19 protein-coding genes are annotated in these 17,384 nt (G+C 54.9%); 12 read left to right on the forward strand and 7 right to left on the reverse strand.

Annotated features, from left to right (window positions below; all coding sequences use genetic code 11):
- Positions 1-3: 3 nt before the first annotated feature.
- Genes EOV40_RS05280 through EOV40_RS05305 form a run of 6 tightly spaced genes read left to right on the forward strand, consistent with a single transcriptional unit; the run spans position 4 to position 5,994 of the window.
- Complete coding sequence (locus EOV40_RS05280; RefSeq protein WP_050819699.1) at positions 4-1,224, forward strand: D-alanyl-D-alanine carboxypeptidase family protein; 1,221 nt, start codon at positions 4-6, stop codon at positions 1,222-1,224.
- A gap of 3 nt (positions 1,225-1,227) precedes the next feature.
- Positions 1,228-1,872 carry a dTMP kinase gene (gene tmk, locus EOV40_RS05285; RefSeq protein WP_128105235.1) on the forward strand — a complete coding sequence of 215 codons (645 nt, stop codon included), beginning with the start codon at positions 1,228-1,230 and terminating at the stop codon, positions 1,870-1,872.
- 4 nt (positions 1,873-1,876) lie between these two features.
- The gene (locus EOV40_RS05290) at positions 1,877-2,821 is read left to right on the forward strand and encodes a DNA polymerase III subunit delta' (protein WP_050820392.1); all 945 of its coding nucleotides are present in this window, start codon (positions 1,877-1,879) and stop codon (positions 2,819-2,821) included.
- On the forward strand, positions 2,818-4,356 hold the full coding sequence (metG, locus tag EOV40_RS05295; protein WP_128105236.1) for a methionine--tRNA ligase: 1,539 nt from the start codon (positions 2,818-2,820) through the stop codon (positions 4,354-4,356). Before EOV40_RS05290 ends, metG begins: the two co-directional genes overlap by 4 nt.
- Positions 4,356-5,168, forward strand: a complete 813-nt coding sequence (locus EOV40_RS05300) for a TatD family hydrolase (RefSeq protein ID WP_128105237.1) — start codon at positions 4,356-4,358, stop codon at positions 5,166-5,168. The genes metG and EOV40_RS05300 overlap by 1 nt, the downstream gene beginning before the upstream one ends.
- A 31-nt stretch (positions 5,169-5,199) precedes the next feature.
- Positions 5,200-5,994 carry an MBL fold metallo-hydrolase gene (locus EOV40_RS05305; protein WP_128105238.1) on the forward strand — a complete coding sequence of 265 codons (795 nt, stop codon included), beginning with the start codon at positions 5,200-5,202 and terminating at the stop codon, positions 5,992-5,994.
- 51 nt (positions 5,995-6,045) lie between these two features.
- Here the strand turns inward: EOV40_RS05305 and EOV40_RS05310 are convergent, their stop codons facing one another.
- The gene (locus EOV40_RS05310; RefSeq protein WP_087651355.1) at positions 6,046-6,924 is read right to left on the reverse strand and encodes a universal stress protein; all 879 of its coding nucleotides are present in this window, start codon (positions 6,922-6,924) and stop codon (positions 6,046-6,048) included.
- Between the two features lie 53 nt (positions 6,925-6,977).
- Positions 6,978-7,658, reverse strand: a complete 681-nt coding sequence (pdxH, locus tag EOV40_RS05315) for a pyridoxamine 5'-phosphate oxidase (RefSeq protein ID WP_208729272.1) — start codon at positions 7,656-7,658, stop codon at positions 6,978-6,980.
- A gap of 146 nt (positions 7,659-7,804) precedes the next feature.
- Here pdxH and fabI point away from each other — a divergent pair, with 146 nt between their 5' ends.
- A complete protein-coding gene (gene fabI, locus EOV40_RS05320; RefSeq protein ID WP_003623523.1) occupies positions 7,805-8,644 on the forward strand; it encodes an enoyl-ACP reductase FabI in 840 nt (279 codons plus the stop codon).
- A gap of 9 nt (positions 8,645-8,653) precedes the next feature.
- On the forward strand, positions 8,654-9,724 hold the full coding sequence (gene aroC / locus EOV40_RS05325) for a chorismate synthase (protein WP_003623525.1): 1,071 nt from the start codon (positions 8,654-8,656) through the stop codon (positions 9,722-9,724).
- Between the two features lie 20 nt (positions 9,725-9,744).
- On the opposite strand, the gene EOV40_RS05330 is transcribed toward aroC, so the two are convergent.
- Positions 9,745-10,179: an OsmC family protein gene (locus EOV40_RS05330; RefSeq protein ID WP_128105239.1), complete on the reverse strand. Its 435-nt coding sequence runs from the start codon at positions 10,177-10,179 to the stop codon at positions 9,745-9,747.
- A gap of 287 nt (positions 10,180-10,466) precedes the next feature.
- On the opposite strand from EOV40_RS05330, the gene EOV40_RS05335 reads away from it, so the two are divergent.
- Positions 10,467-11,966 carry a malate:quinone oxidoreductase gene (locus EOV40_RS05335; protein WP_128105240.1) on the forward strand — a complete coding sequence of 500 codons (1,500 nt, stop codon included), beginning with the start codon at positions 10,467-10,469 and terminating at the stop codon, positions 11,964-11,966.
- A gap of 49 nt (positions 11,967-12,015) precedes the next feature.
- Here EOV40_RS05335 and EOV40_RS05340 read toward each other — a convergent pair whose 3' ends face one another.
- The 4 genes from EOV40_RS05340 to bioB are packed head-to-tail and all read right to left on the reverse strand — an operon-like array spanning position 12,016 to position 14,964.
- Positions 12,016-12,564 carry a 6-pyruvoyl trahydropterin synthase family protein gene (locus tag EOV40_RS05340; RefSeq protein WP_128105241.1) on the reverse strand — a complete coding sequence of 183 codons (549 nt, stop codon included), beginning with the start codon at positions 12,562-12,564 and terminating at the stop codon, positions 12,016-12,018.
- Positions 12,557-13,297 carry a 7-cyano-7-deazaguanine synthase QueC gene (gene queC, locus EOV40_RS05345; protein ID WP_128105242.1) on the reverse strand — a complete coding sequence of 247 codons (741 nt, stop codon included), beginning with the start codon at positions 13,295-13,297 and terminating at the stop codon, positions 12,557-12,559. Before queC ends, EOV40_RS05340 begins: the two co-directional genes overlap by 8 nt.
- Positions 13,298-13,299: 2 nt before the next feature.
- Positions 13,300-13,950, reverse strand: a complete 651-nt coding sequence (gene queE / locus EOV40_RS05350; protein ID WP_128105243.1) for a 7-carboxy-7-deazaguanine synthase — start codon at positions 13,948-13,950, stop codon at positions 13,300-13,302.
- Positions 13,951-13,953: 3 nt separating this feature from the next.
- Entirely contained in the window at positions 13,954-14,964 is a 1,011-nt protein-coding gene (gene bioB, locus EOV40_RS05355; RefSeq protein WP_050819709.1) for a biotin synthase BioB, read from the reverse strand.
- 169 nt (positions 14,965-15,133) lie between these two features.
- Here bioB and EOV40_RS05360 point away from each other — a divergent pair, with 169 nt between their 5' ends.
- The 3 genes from EOV40_RS05360 (at position 15,134) to cysD (ending at position 17,356) form a co-directional block, all read left to right on the forward strand.
- A complete protein-coding gene (locus EOV40_RS05360; RefSeq protein ID WP_087651354.1) occupies positions 15,134-15,409 on the forward strand; it encodes a putative hemolysin in 276 nt (91 codons plus the stop codon).
- A 323-nt stretch (positions 15,410-15,732) separates the two neighbouring features.
- Entirely contained in the window at positions 15,733-16,497 is a 765-nt protein-coding gene (locus tag EOV40_RS05365; protein WP_128105244.1) for a phosphoadenylyl-sulfate reductase, read from the forward strand.
- 64 nt (positions 16,498-16,561) lie between these two features.
- On the forward strand, positions 16,562-17,356 hold the full coding sequence (gene cysD / locus EOV40_RS05370) for a sulfate adenylyltransferase subunit CysD (protein ID WP_050819711.1): 795 nt from the start codon (positions 16,562-16,564) through the stop codon (positions 17,354-17,356).
- The last annotated feature ends 28 nt before the right edge of the window (positions 17,357-17,384 follow it).

The raw sequence follows: 17,384 nt of genomic DNA on the forward strand, positions 1-17,384 counted from the left end.
AAAATGTTGCAGACTCGACGGTTCTTACTCGCAGGGGGCGCTGCCCTTTTCTCTGGTGCCTATGCGCTTGATGCCATGGCACGGCCTCGCCACCACGGCGCGGCGGCCAAAGGTGCAGCACCTGCGGCGGCCCAGCCTGCTGTGCCGGGGGCGGATACACCCGCCACCACGCCCGTGGGGCCGGTGGACACACAGGCACGCTGGGCCTGCATTCTGGATTACAATAGCGGTGCCACACTGCTTGAGAAAAATGCAGATGAGCGCATGCCTCCATCATCCCTTACCAAGATGATGACGGCGTACGTAACATTTGGCATGCTCAAATCTGGCCGCCTGAAGCTGGATCAGATGTTGCCCGTAAGTGAACGCGCATGGCGTATGCAGGGTTCACGCATGTTTGTGCCCTTGGGGCAGAGCGTGAGTGTGCAGGATCTTATTCAGGGTATGGTCATCCAGTCCGGTAATGATGCCTGTATTGTGATTGCAGAAGGCATTTCCGGCTCGGAAGAGCAGTTTGTGGCGCTGATGAATGATACAGCCACCAAGCTGGGGCTGACCAATTCACACTTCATGAACGCAACCGGCTGGCCGGCAGAAAATCATTACATGTCTGCGCGGGATGTGGCCTATCTGGCCCTGCGTCTGATCCATGATTTCCCGGAATATTACCACTTCTTCTCGGAAAAAGAGTTCCTGTTCAACAAAATCCGGCAGGAAAACCGGAACTCTCTGGTGGTTAAAGGTTTGGCCGATGGCCTGAAAACCGGCCACACAGATGCAGGTGGTTTTGGCCTGTGTGCATCTTCCGAGCGTGAAGGGCGGCGTGTTGTGCTGGCTGTTAACGGCCTGCCATCTTCCGCAGCGCGTGGGCGTGAAGCTGAACGGCTGATGGGCTGGGCTTTTGCCAATTTTGAAACCGCACAGATTGTCAGCAAAGGCGATGTGTTGGAGCAGGCCCCGGTATGGATGGGCGTAACCCAGACAGTGCCGCTGGTGGCTGCGCAGGATTTCAAAATCCTTCTGCCACATGGCTGGCGCAATGGCACGCATCTGGCGCTGGACTATAACGGCCCGATTATTGCGCCTGTGCAGGCCGGGCAGGTTGTGGGCCAACTTACAGTGTCGCTCCCCGGTGGGCGGCAGGCCAGTATTCCGGTGCAAGCCGGGCAGAGTGTGCCGGCACTGGGCTTTTTGGGGCGGGCTGCACGTCGGCTGCACCTGTAATCCATGGCTTGTGGCATGTTCGTAACGTTGGAAGGCGCAGAAGGGGTGGGAAAATCCACCCAATTGCGGCTTTTGAAGGAAAATCTGGAAGCGCAAGGCCAGAAAGTTCTGGCCACGCGTGAGCCGGGAGGTTCTGCCGGGGCGGAAGATCTGCGCCAGCTTTTGCTTTTTGGTAAAAATCCGCTCTCTGCTCGGGCAGAAATTCTCACCCATTTTGCGGCACGGTATGATCATGTTGATCAGGTCATTCTGCCCGCCCTTAAGGCCGGGCAGATTGTGCTGTGTGATCGCTTTACCGATTCCACCATGGCGTATCAGGGTTACGGGCGCGCCAATGGTGATCCGGCTATTTTAAGCCTGATTGAAGCACTGCAAAAACAGCTTGGTTTGCAGCCAGATATAACCTTTCTGCTGCAAGCGCCGCGTGCCGTCTCCCGCCAACGTCTGGCTGCACGTGGTGCGCCAACAGACAGGTATGAACAGGCGGACGAGGATTTTCATGCCCGTTTGGCAGATGGGTTTGCACATATTGCCAAGGCCGAGCCGCAACGGGTGGTGGTGGTGGATACCTCCGTCCATTCGGCAGAGCAGGTGAACGCCCAGATTCTGAAAGATATCCAGACCCGTCTGGCCCATGCCGGGGGCTGAGGGCGTGCAGGAACCACGCTTGGCATCTTTGCAACTGTGTGGGCATCAGGCCGCTTTGCAGGCGTTTCGGCAGGCCATGCAGGGGGGGCGTTTGCCTCATGCATGGTTAATTACGGGGCCACCGGGCATTGGCAAGGCTACATTCGCGTTCCGGCTGGCACGTATTTTGCTGGGTGGGGAAGATGAACTAAGCCCCGCTGGGCGGCGCGTTTCTGCCGCTACCCATGCAGATTTGCTGGTGGTTGCCCGTGGGTTTGATGAAAAACGTCAGAAATATCGCAGCGAGATTGTGGCGGATGATGTGCGCCCCATTAACTTCTTTTTGCGGCGCACAGCGGCAGAAGGTGGGTGGCGCGTTGTGATTGTGGATGGTGCGGAATACATGAACCGCAGCGCCGCTAACGCCGTGCTGAAAATTCTGGAAGAGCCACCACCCGCTACGGTATTGCTGTTAACCTGTTCTGCTCCGGGGCGGCTTTTGCCTACCATCCGTAGCCGATGCCGCAAGCTGGAACTTGCCCCGCTGGATGCTGCAGATATGTCTGCCGTGCTGCGTGCGCAGGCTCCAGAGGCTTCGGATACAGAAATACAGCGCGTTATGGCAGAGGCCCACGGCGCGCCCGGGCGTGCTCTGGCATTGCTGGCAGATAAGGGTGGTGAAATTGCCAGCCTTGTGCACGAAGTGGTGCAGGGTATTACGCCATTACGCAGCTATGAGGTTGCAGAAACCATTTTGCGCAGGGATTATGGTTTCAGTCTGTTTTTCAGCCTGTTATCAGACACACTCCAGATACAGGCCCGTCAGGCGGCGCGGCAGGGCAACCCGCAATGTGTGGCCTTGGCCAATGCGTGGGAAGCCACCATGCGCAAGCACGCCGAGACGGAACGCTTTAATCTGGATAAACAGGAAGCCCTGCTTGAAGCTATGACGATTGCGAGCCGAGAATGACCCGTCGTTTCTATGTAACTACGCCCATCTATTACGTGAACGGAGCGCCCCATATCGGCCACGCTTACACGTCTATTGCTGCGGATGTGATGGCCCGCTTTCATCGTCTGGCAGGGGATGAGGTCTTCTTTCTGACGGGCACGGATGAGCACGGCCAGAAGGTAGAGCAGGCCGCGCAGGCCAACGGCACGGATGCCAAAAGTTTTGCAGATAGGGTTTCGGCCGATTTCCGCAATATGGCCGATGCCATGAACATCTCTTATGATGATTTCATCCGCACCACAGAACCACGCCACATTACCAGCACGCAGGCATTGTGGAAGAAGGTGGCTGATAACGGGGCCATTTATCTGGGCGCGTATGAGGGCTGGTACGCCCTGCGTGATGAATGCTTTTACGGTGAAGATGAACTGGTGCCCGGCCCGGATGGCAAAAAAGTTGCTCCCACAGGTGCGCCGGTAGAATGGGTGAAGGAACCCTCTTACTTCTTCAAGCTATCCGAGTATCAGGATCGGCTGCTGGAGCTGTATGAAAACAACCCGGATTTTCTGGGCCCACATGGCGCACGGAACGAGATTGTCAGCTTTGTCAAACAGGGCTTGCGTGATCTTTCCATTAGCCGCACCAGCTTCAAATGGGGCATTCCTGTTCCGGGTGATGATAAGCACGTTATGTACGTGTGGTTTGATGCGCTCGCTAACTATCTGAGCGCTCTGGGCTACCCAGATACCAACGCACCGCGCATGGCATTCTGGCCTGCCAACCTGCATCTGGTTGGTAAGGATATTGCACGCTTCCATGCCGTTTACTGGCCAGCCTTCCTTATGGCTGCTGGTATTGAATTGCCGCGCAAGGTGTTTGCCAATGGCTGGTGGACCATTGAAGGCCAGAAGATGAGCAAATCTCTGGGCAATGTGGTGGACCCGCGTGATCTGGTAAAGGAATTCGGGCTGGATGCGGTTCGCTTCTTCCTGCTGCGCGAAGTGCCTTTTGGTGGGGATAGTGATCTTTCCCGCAAGGCGCTGATTATGCGCAACAATGTGGAACTGGCGAATGATCTGGGCAATCTGGCCCAGCGCACGCTTTCTCTGGTAGCGCGTAACTGCGGCGGCATTCTGCCAGAACGGCGTGAGCTGACAGAGGAAGATACCCATCTGCTGGGGCAGGTGATGGTGCTGCCAGATCTGTTGAAATCTCAGATTGAGCGGTGCGCTCTGACAGATGCGCTGGAAGATGTGTGGAAGGTTATCCGCGCCTGCAACGCGTATATCGATCATCAGGCCCCGTGGGCGCTGCGCAAAACAGATCCCGAACGCATGAAGGATGTTCTGCGCGTGTTGGTGGATGCCCTGCGTGGTATTGCCACCATGCTTCAGCCTTTCATGCCGCAGAGCATGGAGCGCATGCTGGATCAGCTTGCCGTTACGGCAGAAGAACGCAGCTTTGCCGCGCTGGAAACGCCATTGCCCGGTGGGCGTCAGCTTCCGGTGCCGCAGGGTATCTTTCCCCGCTATGTTGAGCCCGAACAGGCATAATGATGACAGAGGACGTTACAAAGCTGGCAGGGTTAATAGATTCTCACTGCCATCTTGATCATTTTTCAGCCGAGGAAATGCCAGAACTGCTTGAGGCCGCCAAAGAGGCGGGCTTGAGCGGGATGGTTACCATCGGCACCCGCTTGGCCCGTGCACCGCAACAAAAGGCGCTGGCCAAGCTAGATACGCCAGATATGCGCGTATGGTGCACCGTTGGCACACATCCAGACCATGTAGAGGAAGAACCTCTGCCCACTGTGGCGGATATTGTGGCCATTGCAGATGTGCCTGAAGTGATTGGCATTGGTGAAACCGGGCTGGATTACTTCCACGGCAAGGAAGATGTGCGCCCACTTCAGCACGAGTATTTTCGCCAGCATATTCGTGCCGCGCGGGAACTGGATGTGCCGGTTATTATCCACGCTCGCCAGGCAGACGAAGATGTGGCCACAATTTTAGAGGAAGAACATGCAAAAGGGGCTTTTCCCATTTTGCTGCATTGTTTTGCTTCTGGCCCGGAACTGGCGCAGCGTGTGGTTAATCTGGGCGGATATGTCAGTTTTTCAGGTATCGCCACATTTCCGAAATGCGATGAAATCCGGGCTGTTGCGCGCGATCTTCCGGCAGATCGCATTGTGGTGGAAACCGATTCTCCCTACCTCGCTCCCGTGCCAAAGCGCGGTAAGCGCAATCAGCCGGCTTTTGTGGCGCATACGGCCGCCCGGATTGCACAGGAACGCGGCATGGAACTGCCAGATTTCACACGCATGACCACAGAAAACTTCTACCGGTTATTCCGCAAGGCAGTGTGATGGTTGCCAAGAGAATGCGGGAGAAACGGGTATGAAAATTACAGTTCTGGGGTGTGGTGGGTCTGCTGGAGTGCCCATGGTTGGTGGTGCCGATGGTCACGGAATCTGGGGCGCATGTAACCCGAAGGAACCCCGGAACACCCGCACACGCTCTTCCATTCTGCTGCGGTTAAAAAATGGTGCTGGCGTATTGGTGGATACGGGGCCGGATTTGCGTACCCAGCTTTTGGCGAATGGCATTAGGGATTTTGAATCCATTATCTTCACCCATGCCCATGCGGATCATATTGCCGGGTTGGATGAGGTGCGCGCCATTAACCGCGTGATTGAAAAGCCTCTACACGCTTATGGAGCAGCGCAAACGCTGGAAGATATTCAGCGGCGGTTTGATTATGTGTTCAAACCGTGGACACCACCAAACTTTTTCCGTGCTGTGGTGGAAGCACACCCGGTAAAAATGGGGCAGCCTGTTACCATAAGCGGTACGGAGTTTACCCTGTTTGAGCAGGTACATGGCCGTGTTGGCTCGACTGGTGTGCGGTGTGGAGATTTTGTTTACAGCACTGATGTGATGGAGTTTCCCGAAGACTCTGTAGAAGTTCTGCGTGGGGTAGATACGTGGATGGTGGATTGCTTCCAACGCCAGCCCCATAGTGCACATGCTTGGTTGGAACGCGTGCTGGAATGGCAGCAGGCTATTAATCCACGCCGCATAATACTCACCCATATGGGCCCGGATATGGATTGGCAGTGGATGCAGGACCATCTTCCCGCAGGTATGGAACCGGCATGGGATGGCGCAGTGTTTGAGGTTGCTGACCCTTAAAAGAAACCGAGAGAGGGTTTGTTTTGGCAAACCCTCTGCACGTTTTGGGCCTTAGCGGCTCATCAGCACCGTAATGTCGGCATGTTCCAGCGTATAACGGGTAACACCCCCCAGAATGAGCTGGCGTAGGCGAGAGTGCGAATAAGCACCCATGGCCAGCATGTCGGCATTAAAGTCTTTACACGCAGCTTCCAGCCCTTTGCCCACATCTCGATCCACGGGCGGGAACTCCACGCAATCCGCCGTAATGCCGTGAATAGCCAGATAATCCACCACATCTTGCGCGGTGGGGCCGCGGCGCTGGTAATCTCCACAGTGCAGCACGCGTACGGCATCTGCGGTTAATGCCCATGCCAGAGCGCCACGCAGAGCGGACGAGGCTTCTGCCGTGCCGTTCCATGCAATGCAAACACGCTTGATAAGCCCTTTGGGCGGTGTGCGCGGGGCAATAACCACCGGGCGTCCGCTATCAAACAGAACGGCATGCAGGGTTTCGGAAGATGAAACAGCATCACCTGAATCGGGGTGCGGCACGAGCGTGAAGTCAGACAAGCGTGCCTGCGCAGGCACAATTTCACTTTCCGCACCGCGCAGAATGTTAAAGCTGATGGTTGGCGTATCCATCGGGAAGGGGCCGCGTGGCGGCACCACCTGAATATCTGGATGCGCTGCCACAAAGCGTTCAAACAGGGCGTGCACTTCATGCGCATGGCGTGCGCCTTCGTGCTCGGCAGAGCGCATCAGGTCTTCCACCATGGCGCCGGAAAGGCCTTCACCTGCCAGCGGCGCCATTTCCCGCCCATCTGGACGAATATGCAGCACAGCCAGATGAGCGCCAAAGCGGCGGGCAAAGTTATAGCCTCGGATCAGTGCGGCTTCAGCATTGGATGTGCTGGGAAGCGGCAGCAGAATTTTACGAACATCTTTCATTCTTATTTTTCTCCGCTGTCTTTTAAAATAATACGTTTCAAGTGGCTGTGCGCTTACGGATATAAACGCGTAACATCCCAATCGTTTCCATTACGTGCCCATACAGCGCGATCATGCAAGCGGAAGCGCCGTTCCTGCCAGAACTCAAAATATTCCGGGTTTACCCGGTAGCCAGACCAGTTGGCCGGGCGGGGAATGGGGTCTTGCGGGTATGCTTCTTCCGCCTGTTTCAGGCGTTCTTCAAATACGGCGCGGTCTGCCAGCGGGCGGGATTGATCCGATGCTACAGCACCAAGGCGGGAAACACGGCTCCGACTCGCAAAATACGCATCGGCTTCTTCCGGTGTTACGGGGGTAACAGCCCCTTCAATCCGAATCTGGCGGCGCAAGCTTTTCCAGTGAAACAGCAGGGCTACGTGCGGGTTTTCTTCCAGCTCACGCCCCTTGCGGCTGTGCGTGTTGGTATAAAACACAAACCCTTTATGGTCTGCCCCTTTAAGTAACACAATGCGGGCCGATGGTCTGCCATCCCGCGTGGCGGTGGCCAGCACCATGGCGTTGGGGTCGTTCACCTCTGTCTTTTCCGCCTCCTTCATCCATGTCTCAAACAGCGTAAACGGGTTGGCTGCCAGATCAATCAGAGGCTGACTGTCTAATGGGAGGGTTGCGGGAGAAGGTGAGGTTTCCGTCATGCTCGGACTCAATTCGTGTTCGTTTACGTAAAGCTGCGGCATTGCAGCTTTACGCCTGTTATCATACTCCTACGTTCACCGGGTTTGAAGCATGTGTGTCGCTTTGCTCTTGTTTCAATAGCGCGTGTATGCGACCAACCAGCGAACATTCGGATATTTGAACAACAGAAAATAGGTTGAGGTCACGCATGTCTTCTCCCAACGCCACATTGCCTGCTCAGGGAACGCTCATGAAGGGCAAGAAGGGTCTGGTAATGGGTGTCGCTAATGATCGTTCCATTGCATGGGGCATTGCCTCCGCCGTTGCGGCACAGGGTGGGGAGCTTGCGTTTACGTATCAGGGCGAAGCTCTGGGCAAGCGCGTGCAGCCTTTGGCAGAAAGCGTAGGCTCCAGCCTGGTTCTGCCTTGCGATGTTACAGATGACGCCGCCATTGATGCCGCTTTTGCCACCATTGAAAAAGAATGGGGTGAGCTTGACTTTGTGGTGCACGCCATTGGTTGGGCAGACAAGCAGTTCCTGCGTGGGCGCTATGTTGATACCCCGCGTGAAGCGTTTTTGAAGGCGCTGGATATTTCCTGCTATTCCTTCACGGCCGTTGCGCAGCGCGCTTCCAAGCTGATGAAAAATGGTGGCTCCTTGCTAACCCTGAGCTATCTGGGTGCAGAACGGGTGATGCCGCATTACAACGTAATGGGCATTGCCAAGGCTGCGTTGGAAGCTTCTGTGCGGTATATGGCAACAGATCTGGGGCGTGATGGCATCCGCGTAAACGCCATTTCCGCAGGCCCGATCAAAACCCTTGCCGCCAACGGCATTGGGGATTTCCGCTACATTCTGAAGTGGAACCAGTACAACTCACCGCTCGAACGCAACGTGGCGTTGGAAGAAGTGGGTGGCGCTGGCCTGTATATGGTGTCTGATCTTTCATCCGGCGTAACGGGTGAAGTGCACCATGTGGATTGCGGCTACCATGTTGTGGGCATGAAAAACCCAACTGCTCCTGATATTTCTGTAGCTGGGGACTGAGGGCGCGCCGTGTCTTACAATACCTTCGGACAGCTTTTCCGTGTGACCACTTGGGGTGAAAGCCACGGCCCGGCCATTGGCTGTGTTGTGGATGGATGCCCGCCACGTCTGGCGCTTACAGAAGCAGATATTCAGCCGTTTCTGGATAAGCGCAAGCCGGGGCAATCCGCCTTTACCACACAGCGTAAAGAGCCGGATCAGGTGCGTATTCTGTCTGGCGTGTTCGAAGGGCAGACAACAGGCACGCCTATCTCTCTGATGATCGAAAACACAGATCAGCGCTCGCGCGATTACGGCGATATTGCCCGTACATATCGCCCCGGCCATGCTGATCTGACGTATGATCTGAAATACGGCATCCGTGATTATCGTGGTGGCGGGCGTTCCTCTGCGCGTGAAACGGCTTGCCGTGTGGCCGCTGGCGCTGTGGCCCGCAAGATTTTGGGCGATGGCGTGCGTATTCGTGCTGCGCTGGTGCAGCTTGGCCCGCATGATATCGACCGCACGCGTTGGGATTGGGAAGAGGTAAACCGCAATCCCTTTTTCTGCCCAGATGCCGGTGTTGTGGCGGAATGGGAAGAATATCTTGCAGGTATTCGCAAGGCGGGATCTTCCATTGGTGCCGTGATTGAGGTTGTGGCTGAGGGTGTGCCTGCCGGTTTAGGTGCCCCTGTTTACGGTAAGCTGGATTCAGATCTGGCTGCGGCTCTTATGAGCATCAATGCCGTCAAAGGCGTTGAAATTGGAGATGGCTTTGCTTCTGCATCCCTCACGGGGCAGGAAAATGCAGATCCGTTGTATATGCGAGATGGCAAGCTGACTTTTGGCGCCAACCACGCAGGTGGTATTTTGGGCGGTATTTCCAGCGGCCAGCCTATTGTGGCTCGCTTTGCCGTTAAGCCAACCAGCTCCATGCTCACGCCGGTTCCATCCATCACAACCGATGGCAAGGAAACGGAAGTGATTACCAAAGGCCGGCATGACCCATGTGTGGGTATTCGTGCCGTACCAGTGGGTGAAGCCATGATGGCCTGCGTGTTGGCAGACCATCTAATGCGCCACCGGGCACAGGTGGGCTAAAAGCCCACCCATCCACCTTATTAGTCTAGCAGAGTGGCTTCCAAGGTAATGGAGGCCCCTTTGAACAGTTTGGAAACCGGGCAGCCTTCCTTGGCTTTTGTAGCCAGTTTTTCAAACTGATCCGCAGTTGCGCCCGGAATACGCGCCTTAAGGGTGAGGTTGACTTTATCTATTTCAAACCCGTCATCCTTTTTGTTCAGGTTCACGTCTGCGCGTGTATCAATGGCAGAAGCAGTCAGCCCCGCTTCACCCAGAATGAGCGAAAAAGCCATGGAAAAACAGGCGGCATGGGCAGCGCCCAAAAGCTCTTCCGGGTTGGAACCGGGCTTGCCTTCAAAGCGGGTGTTAAAGCCGTAAGGTTGGTCTTTTAAGGCTCCACTTTCGGTGGAAATTGTGCCTTTGCCTTCCTTGATGGAACCTTCCCAATGTGCGGAACCGTATTTGATAATGCTCATACCCAAACCTTTTCATTTATGTGTGAATGTTAGAAAACCATCCTAACGGTTAGCAGCCCAAACGCTCTTACGGGGGAATGGTTCAGGAAAAGCTGCCATGCTCTCGCAGAGATGAGCAGGCGAGAGCGCAACGATGTGCCTATAATGCTTTCCAGTTAAAGGCCTGCCGCGCGCGCATACTTCTTTCTTGCATGCAAAAGAAGTTGGGGGCATGTGCAGGTATGGATCCAGCCCTGCCAGCATGTAAGGTGCAAAAGGCAGATACGGCTGACAATGCGGAGACCACGATGAGTTCCACCACGACCGATACCGCTTCTTCTGTTGATGTCGTCCTGATCGGTGGGGGCGTCATGAGCGCCACGCTGGGAACCCTGCTGCGGCAGCTTCAGCCGGACTGGAGCATCAGCATTTTTGAACGCCTGGATAGCGTGGCGGAAGAAAGTTCCAACGCCTGGAACAACGCCGGCACAGGCCATTCTGCTTTGTGTGAGCTAAACTACACGCCACAGCAGGCAGATGGCAGCGTTGATATCTCCAAGGCTATCAACGTAAACGAGCAGTTTCAGGTTTCCCGCCAGTTCTGGACGTATCTGGTTGAGCAGAACATTCTGGCTTCTGCGCGAGATTTTCTGACCCCCGTGCCACATATGAGCTTTGTGTGGGGGGATAAAAACGTATCCTTCCTGCAAGCGCGTTATAAGGCGCTGAGCGAACACCCGCTGTTTTCCGGCATGGAGTTTACGCAGGATCAGGCACAGATTGCGCAGTGGGCGCCGCTGATTATGCGTAACCGCCCCGCGGGCCAAAATCTGGCTGTCACGCGCAGCCTGCGCGGCACGGATGTGAACTTTGGTGCACTTACGCGCTTGCTGTTTACCTATCTGGTCAGCACGCCAGCCTGCACATTGCACACCAAGCACGAGGTGCATGATATCCGCCGTGATGCAGATGGCCGCTGGGTTATCAAGGTACAGGATACGCGCCTGAATACGGAACGTGAGGTTAAGGCGCGGTTTGTCTTTATCGGTGGTGGTGGTGGTGCTCTGCCGCTGTTGCAGAAAACGGGTATCCCGGAATCTCGCGGTGTGGGTGGATTCCCGGTTAGCGGGCAGTTCCTGCGTTGCACCAACCCGGACCTGATTGCACAGCACCATGCCAAGATTTACGGCAAGGCTTCTGTTGGTGCGCCGCCCATGTCTGTTCCGCATCTGGATACACGCATGATAGACGGCACCCCAGCGCTGCTGTTTGGCCCATATGCGGGCTTTTCTACCCGGTTCCTGAAAAACGGTTCCTTAATGGATCTGCCGCGTTCCATTCGGGCAAGCAACATCAGCGCCATGCTGGCTGTGGCCCGTGATAACTGGCCGCTTACCAAGTATCTGATCGAACAGGTCATGCAGTCCCACAACGATCGGATCAAGGCGCTGCGGGACTTTATTCCCGATGCACAGGCCAAGGATTGGGAACTGGTTGTGGCTGGCCAGCGCGTGCAGATTATCAAGAAAGACGCCAAAAAAGGCGGTGTTCTGCAATTTGGTACGGAAGTTATTTCCAGCGCAGATGGATCTGTGGCTGCACTTCTGGGAGCTTCTCCGGGTGCATCAACTGCCGCCCCAATTATGCTGACAGTTCTGAAAAAGTGCTTTGCCAGCAAGCTGCCTGAGTGGGAAGAAAAGCTGAAGCAGATTATCCCATCCTATGGCCAGAAACTGGCAGATAATCCGGCACTCTGTGCGCAGCTATTTGATAAAACCACCAATGTTCTGGGGCTGAAAGAAGCCTGATACTGCATAGAGCCTGCCTGTTATTGCGGCAGGCTCTTATTGCGTTTTATTAGATAAAGGTAACCGGGCTATTGGTGTCGGATATGCTCATATCCGCCCGGTTCCACCAGCAATTTTCTGGCGGTCGTGGGGCAGGGATAAACTCTGCCGGATTGCCGGAAAAAGAGACTGTGTTGGTGGGTGTTTCCTGAATGCTCAGCTCAGAACACCATAGCAGGCCGCCTTCTGCTGCCAGAAAGGCGTTGATCTTGGCCATAAGCAGGCAGACCATCAATTCTGTGGTGGGGTCTCCCGGCGTAATGACAATACGGGCCGCGCGGGCTGGCTCGTTGGTTTGAAACCACGCCAGCAATGGATCATCCTCTGCAAGTTGTAGGGCATGATCCAGCTTTTCATCTACAAATCGATGCCATGTGCTTTTGGCTTTCTGGAAGGAAACCGGCATGTTGCCTTTGCCATCCAGCGGCGCAAAAGCTGTGGGTTTCAGGCGTACGGTTACAAACTCGTTATGGCCGTGGGGCAGGGCGCAGCTTTCACTCGCACCATGAATAAGCCGATGGCCCATGGAAAAACGGCGGGTAAAAACAAGATCAGGCATGTGTCTGTGTGCCTTTTTTGTGGGCTGCGTAGTCATCCCACCCAGATTTGCGCAGTTGGCAGGCGGGGCAGGTGCCGCACCCATGCCCCCATGCGTGCAATGTGCCGCGCTCTCCCAAATAACAGGTGTGGCTTTCTTTGTTGATCAGCTCAACAAGCGGTTGCCCGCCAAGCTCTTCCGCCAGTTCCCATGTCTCGGCTTTATCCAGCCACATCAAGGGGGTGTGCAGAACGTAGCGGGATTCCATGCCAAGGTTGAGCGCAACCTGTAGGGCCTTGATGGTGTCATCCCGGCAATCCGGGTAGCCCGAATAATCAGTTTCGCACACGCCGGTAACAATGTGCTTAATGCCACGCCGTGCCGCCAGAGCAGCCGCAAAAGTGAGAAAAATCAGATTTCGGCCCGGCACAAATGTATTAGGCAGGCCGTTTTCTGCCATGCTGATTTCAGCATCTCGCGTTAAGGATGTTTCAGAAACCTCGCCCAGCGCGTGCAAGGGCAGGGTGTGGTCTTCTCCCAAACGCTCAGCCCAGACGGGATTCTGATGCGCAAGCCCTTGGCGAATACTGGCACGGCATTCTAGCTCAACCGCATGGCGCTGGCCGTAATCAAACCCCAGTGTTTCTACGCGCCCATAGCGTTCCAGCGCCCATGCCAGACAGGTTGCAGAATCTTGGCCACCAGAGAAAAGAACAAGGGCAGATTCCTGTTTATCACGGGCAGGAAGGGGCATGATTAAGGTATTCCGATAAGCTTGTGGGTCTGGAGTGAAAGCCCCCATAAAGGGTGCGTCAGACAGTATTCAATAGCGGCTTGGGTGTTGGCTGCCTGTTGCGGCCCATCCATAGGCTGAAGCCAGAAATGTTGGAAATCAAGATTTTCCAGAGCAGCAGGGTCAATGTCCGGCTGCGGGAATACGAGCTTCAACTCGGTTCCCGATTTTTGCACCAGCTCAGCTCCGGCTTTGGGGCTGATGCATAGCCAGTCTATGCCTGCGGGCGCGGTTACTGTGCCGTTGCTTTCCACTGCAATGCTAAAGCCTTGGGCGTGCATGGCGTCTATCAGGGTGGTATCAAGCTGGAGCAGGGGTTCACCCCCTGTAAAAACAACCAGTTTTTGGCCGGTTGCTTTTGCATCCTGCGTGGGGTGCGGCCAGAAACTGGCAATGGTTGCCGCCAGTTCGGCCGCATTTTCAAACTTGCCGCCGTTTACGCCATCTGTGCCGATAAAATCGGTATCGCAAAACTGACAGATGGCTTTAGCCCGATCTTCCTCCCGCCCAGACCAGAGGTTGCAGCCCGTAAAACGGCAGAAAACAGCCGCGCGACCAGCCTGTCCACCTTCACCCTGAAGGGTAAGGAAAATTTCTTTAACCGAATATGTCATGAATTATGCAGAAGGCAGGCTAATGCCTGTTGTGTGCATACCAAGCTTATCCAGCAGGGCTCTATCACGCGTGGCCTGTGGGTTGGGGGTGGTCAGCAGGCGTTCACCATAGAAGATGGAGTTGGCGCCAGCTAAAAAGCAGAGTGCCTGAGTTTCATCACTCATGTTTTCACGGCCAGCGGCAAGGCGCACGCGGCTTTTGGGCATGGTAATGCGTGCAGCGGCAATCATGCGCACAAAATCAAGTGGCTCTACTTCGTCCGCTTTGGCCAGTGGCGTGCCTTCCACCTTAACCAGCAGATTGATTGGCACGCTTTCAGGGTGTGCGGGCAGGGTGGCGAGGGCCGTAATCAGGCCAGCGCGATCCGATTCATTTTCACCCAATCCCACAATGCCACCGCAGCACACATTGATGCCGGCATCCCGCACGTTGGAAAGCGTATCCAGTCGTTCCTGATAGGTGCGGGTGCTGATGATTTCCCCATAATATTCGGGGGAAGTATCCAGATTGTGGTTGTAGTAATCTAGCCCGGCATCATGCAGTTTATGGGCCTGCGCATTATCCAGCATGCCTAGTGTGACACAGGTTTCCATGCCCAGTTGCTTTACGCCTTCAATCATGGCGCACACGGTATCCAGATCACGCTCCTTGGGGGAGCGCCAGGCCGCACCCATGCAAAAACGGCTGGCCCCAGCGGCCTTGGCTTTTTTGGCTTCGGTCAACACGGCTTCAACAGCCATCAGCTTATCTGCCTTTACGCCTTGTTCATGCTTGGCGCTTTGTGGGCAGTAGGCGCAATCTTCCGGGCAGCCACCCGTTTTGATGGAAAGCAGCGTGGAAATCTGGATTTCCGTGGGATCAAACGTAGCGCGATGCAGTGTTTGCGCCCGGAACATCAGTTCAGGAAACGGCAGGTCAAGCAGAGCCTGAACTTCTGCGACCGTCCAATCATGGCGGACTTCCGAAGAGGAGGTGACAGAAGAGTGAGCGAGCGGGGAAGAACCATCAGGCATGGAGTGCAAACCGAACCAGATTTATAGAGAAGGAAAGTGATTTATAGCCTTTTTATCGCAGTAAGGCCAGTTTTCACGTTGCGTGTTAAAGACATATTCAGGGCTATACGCCATACTAAATGTTTATAATTCAGCTTGTCATGATGCGGCTGGAATGAAGGAGAACAAAATGTCTGCAAAAAAAGGCGTTTCCGGCGCGGTTCTTGCTGTTGCAATTACCGGACTTCTGGGTGGCTGTCATGAACAGCATGAAGAAAATGCCAACCGTGCGGTGCGGCCGTTGCGGATGCCAAATCCGGCTGCAGTCTATTGTATCAAGAAAGGCGGCACGCTGAGCACCGAAAGCACAGACAAGGGGCAGATCAGCTACTGCCATCTGCCAGACGGCAGCGTGATGGAAGAATGGGAACTGTTCCGCAGGGACAATCCAGCGCCCAAAAAGTAATCTGATCGATCGAACATGATTTTTGGCCCGATGCAGAGCGTTTTGACCCGTGAGGGGGGCTTTGCATCGAGCATTTTGAGCGCTTTAGGCGGTAGGGTGGATCGATTTCAGGATTTTAGGGCGTCAGAATGAGCATGTGAAAGCATGCGGTGTGGATATGATGGATCGACCGGAGTATTTTCGAAACGGCCATAAATTGTATAAGATATATTATGCCAACAAAATGCACTATAAAACATGAGCGCATGAGGGATCGCGTATATAACTATCCATTATGATAGTTAATTGGGGAATATGACCCTTGCGGCGTTGAATTTTGGGTTGTGGGTTCCTTATTATATCTGTATCACATCGTTAATTACATTTTCTGTCATACGGGTTTGTGTGTAGTGACCGCTCTTTCTGATGATACAGCGACCATAGCAAAGCAGCTTGAGCCTGTGCAGGAGAACCCAGTTCTGCTGCTGCGCAAGGCCAGTGAGCTTTTGGGAGACAGATTGGCTGTTCTCTCCTCTTTCGGGGCGGAATCTGCGCTGCTTCTGGCAATGGTGGCAGAGGCCGATCCGGCCATGAAAGTGCTGTTTCTGAATACCGGAAAACACTTCCCGCAAACCCTCGAATATCGGCGGAATTTGGCGGATTTTCTGCATCTTTCCAACGTTCAGGATGTAGCGCCCCAGCCCCAGCAGGTCGAAAATCGAGATCCTACCGGGGAATTATGGGCGTTTGATCCTGATGCCTGCTGCGCCTTGCGCAAGGTGGAGCCTCTAAAAGTGGCCTCTCTGCCTTATGAGGCATTGGTGACCGGGCGTAAGCGTGGGCAGGCCGTTACAAGATCTACGCTGGAAATTGTGGAATTACGAGAAGATGGGCAGCTACGGCTCAACCCTCTTGCATTTTGGAGTGCGGAAGACATTACGCAGGAAATGCAGCGCCGGGGGCTGCCTCCTCACCCGTTGGTGGCGGAAGGCTATCTTTCCATCGGCTGCGCCCCGTGCACGCAACCTGTCAATGGTGAGCAGGATGCACGGGCCGGGCGCTGGGCCGGGTTGAACAAAACCGAATGCGGTATCCACATCAAACACTAACGGGTTTTGGCTGATTTTACCCTCAGCCGCATCGTGTCATACACAGGGTTACGGAAACGGAAACATGGATCATCTTGATCAACTCGAAGCTCAGAGCGTTTTCATTCTGAGAGAAGCGTACAGAAAGCTCAAACCTCTGGCCATGCTGTGGTCTTTGGGTAAAGATTCCAATGTGATGGTCTGGTTGGCCAAAAAGGCGTTTCTGGGCCGGGTTCCCTTCCCTGTCATGCATGTTGATACCGGCAAGAAGTTCCCGGAAATGTACAAATTCCGCGATGAATACGCCAAAAAGTGGGACCTTAACCTGCTGCTGGGCGAGTGCCCGCCGGTAGAAGATATGGACCCCTCCCTGCCTCCTGCTGCCCGTTCTGCTGCACGTAAAACGGCAGGTCTTGCAGCCATGATCGAAAAGCACAAGCTGCAGGGTGTCATCGCAGGTATCCGCCGTGATGAGCAGGGCACACGCGCCAAGGAACGTGTTTTCAGCCCGCGTGGTGCCAGCCATAAATGGGATATCCGTAACCAGCCGCCCGAATTCTGGGACCAGTACGCAACGCCGCACGAAGAAGGCATGCACATTCGCGTGCATCCGCTGCTGGCTTGGCGTGAAATCGATATCTGGCGCTATATCGAGCGTGAAGGCATTCCGCTGGTTGATCTGTATTTCGCTAAAAACGGCAAGCGTTACCGCTCCTTGGGTGATTCAGACATCACCTTCCCGGTAGAAAGCAACGCTTCCACTCTGGCGGAAGTGATTGAAGAACTGGAAACAACCAAAACATCTGAACGCGCAGGCCGCGCAATGGATCATGAATCCGAAGATGCTTTTGAACGCCTGCGTGTGGCGGGTTATCTCTGATTACGGCGTGGACTGGAAATAGAATATC

Source organism: Acetobacter oryzoeni (genome assembly GCF_004014775.2).
Lineage (GTDB): Bacteria > Pseudomonadota > Alphaproteobacteria > Acetobacterales > Acetobacteraceae > Acetobacter > Acetobacter oryzoeni.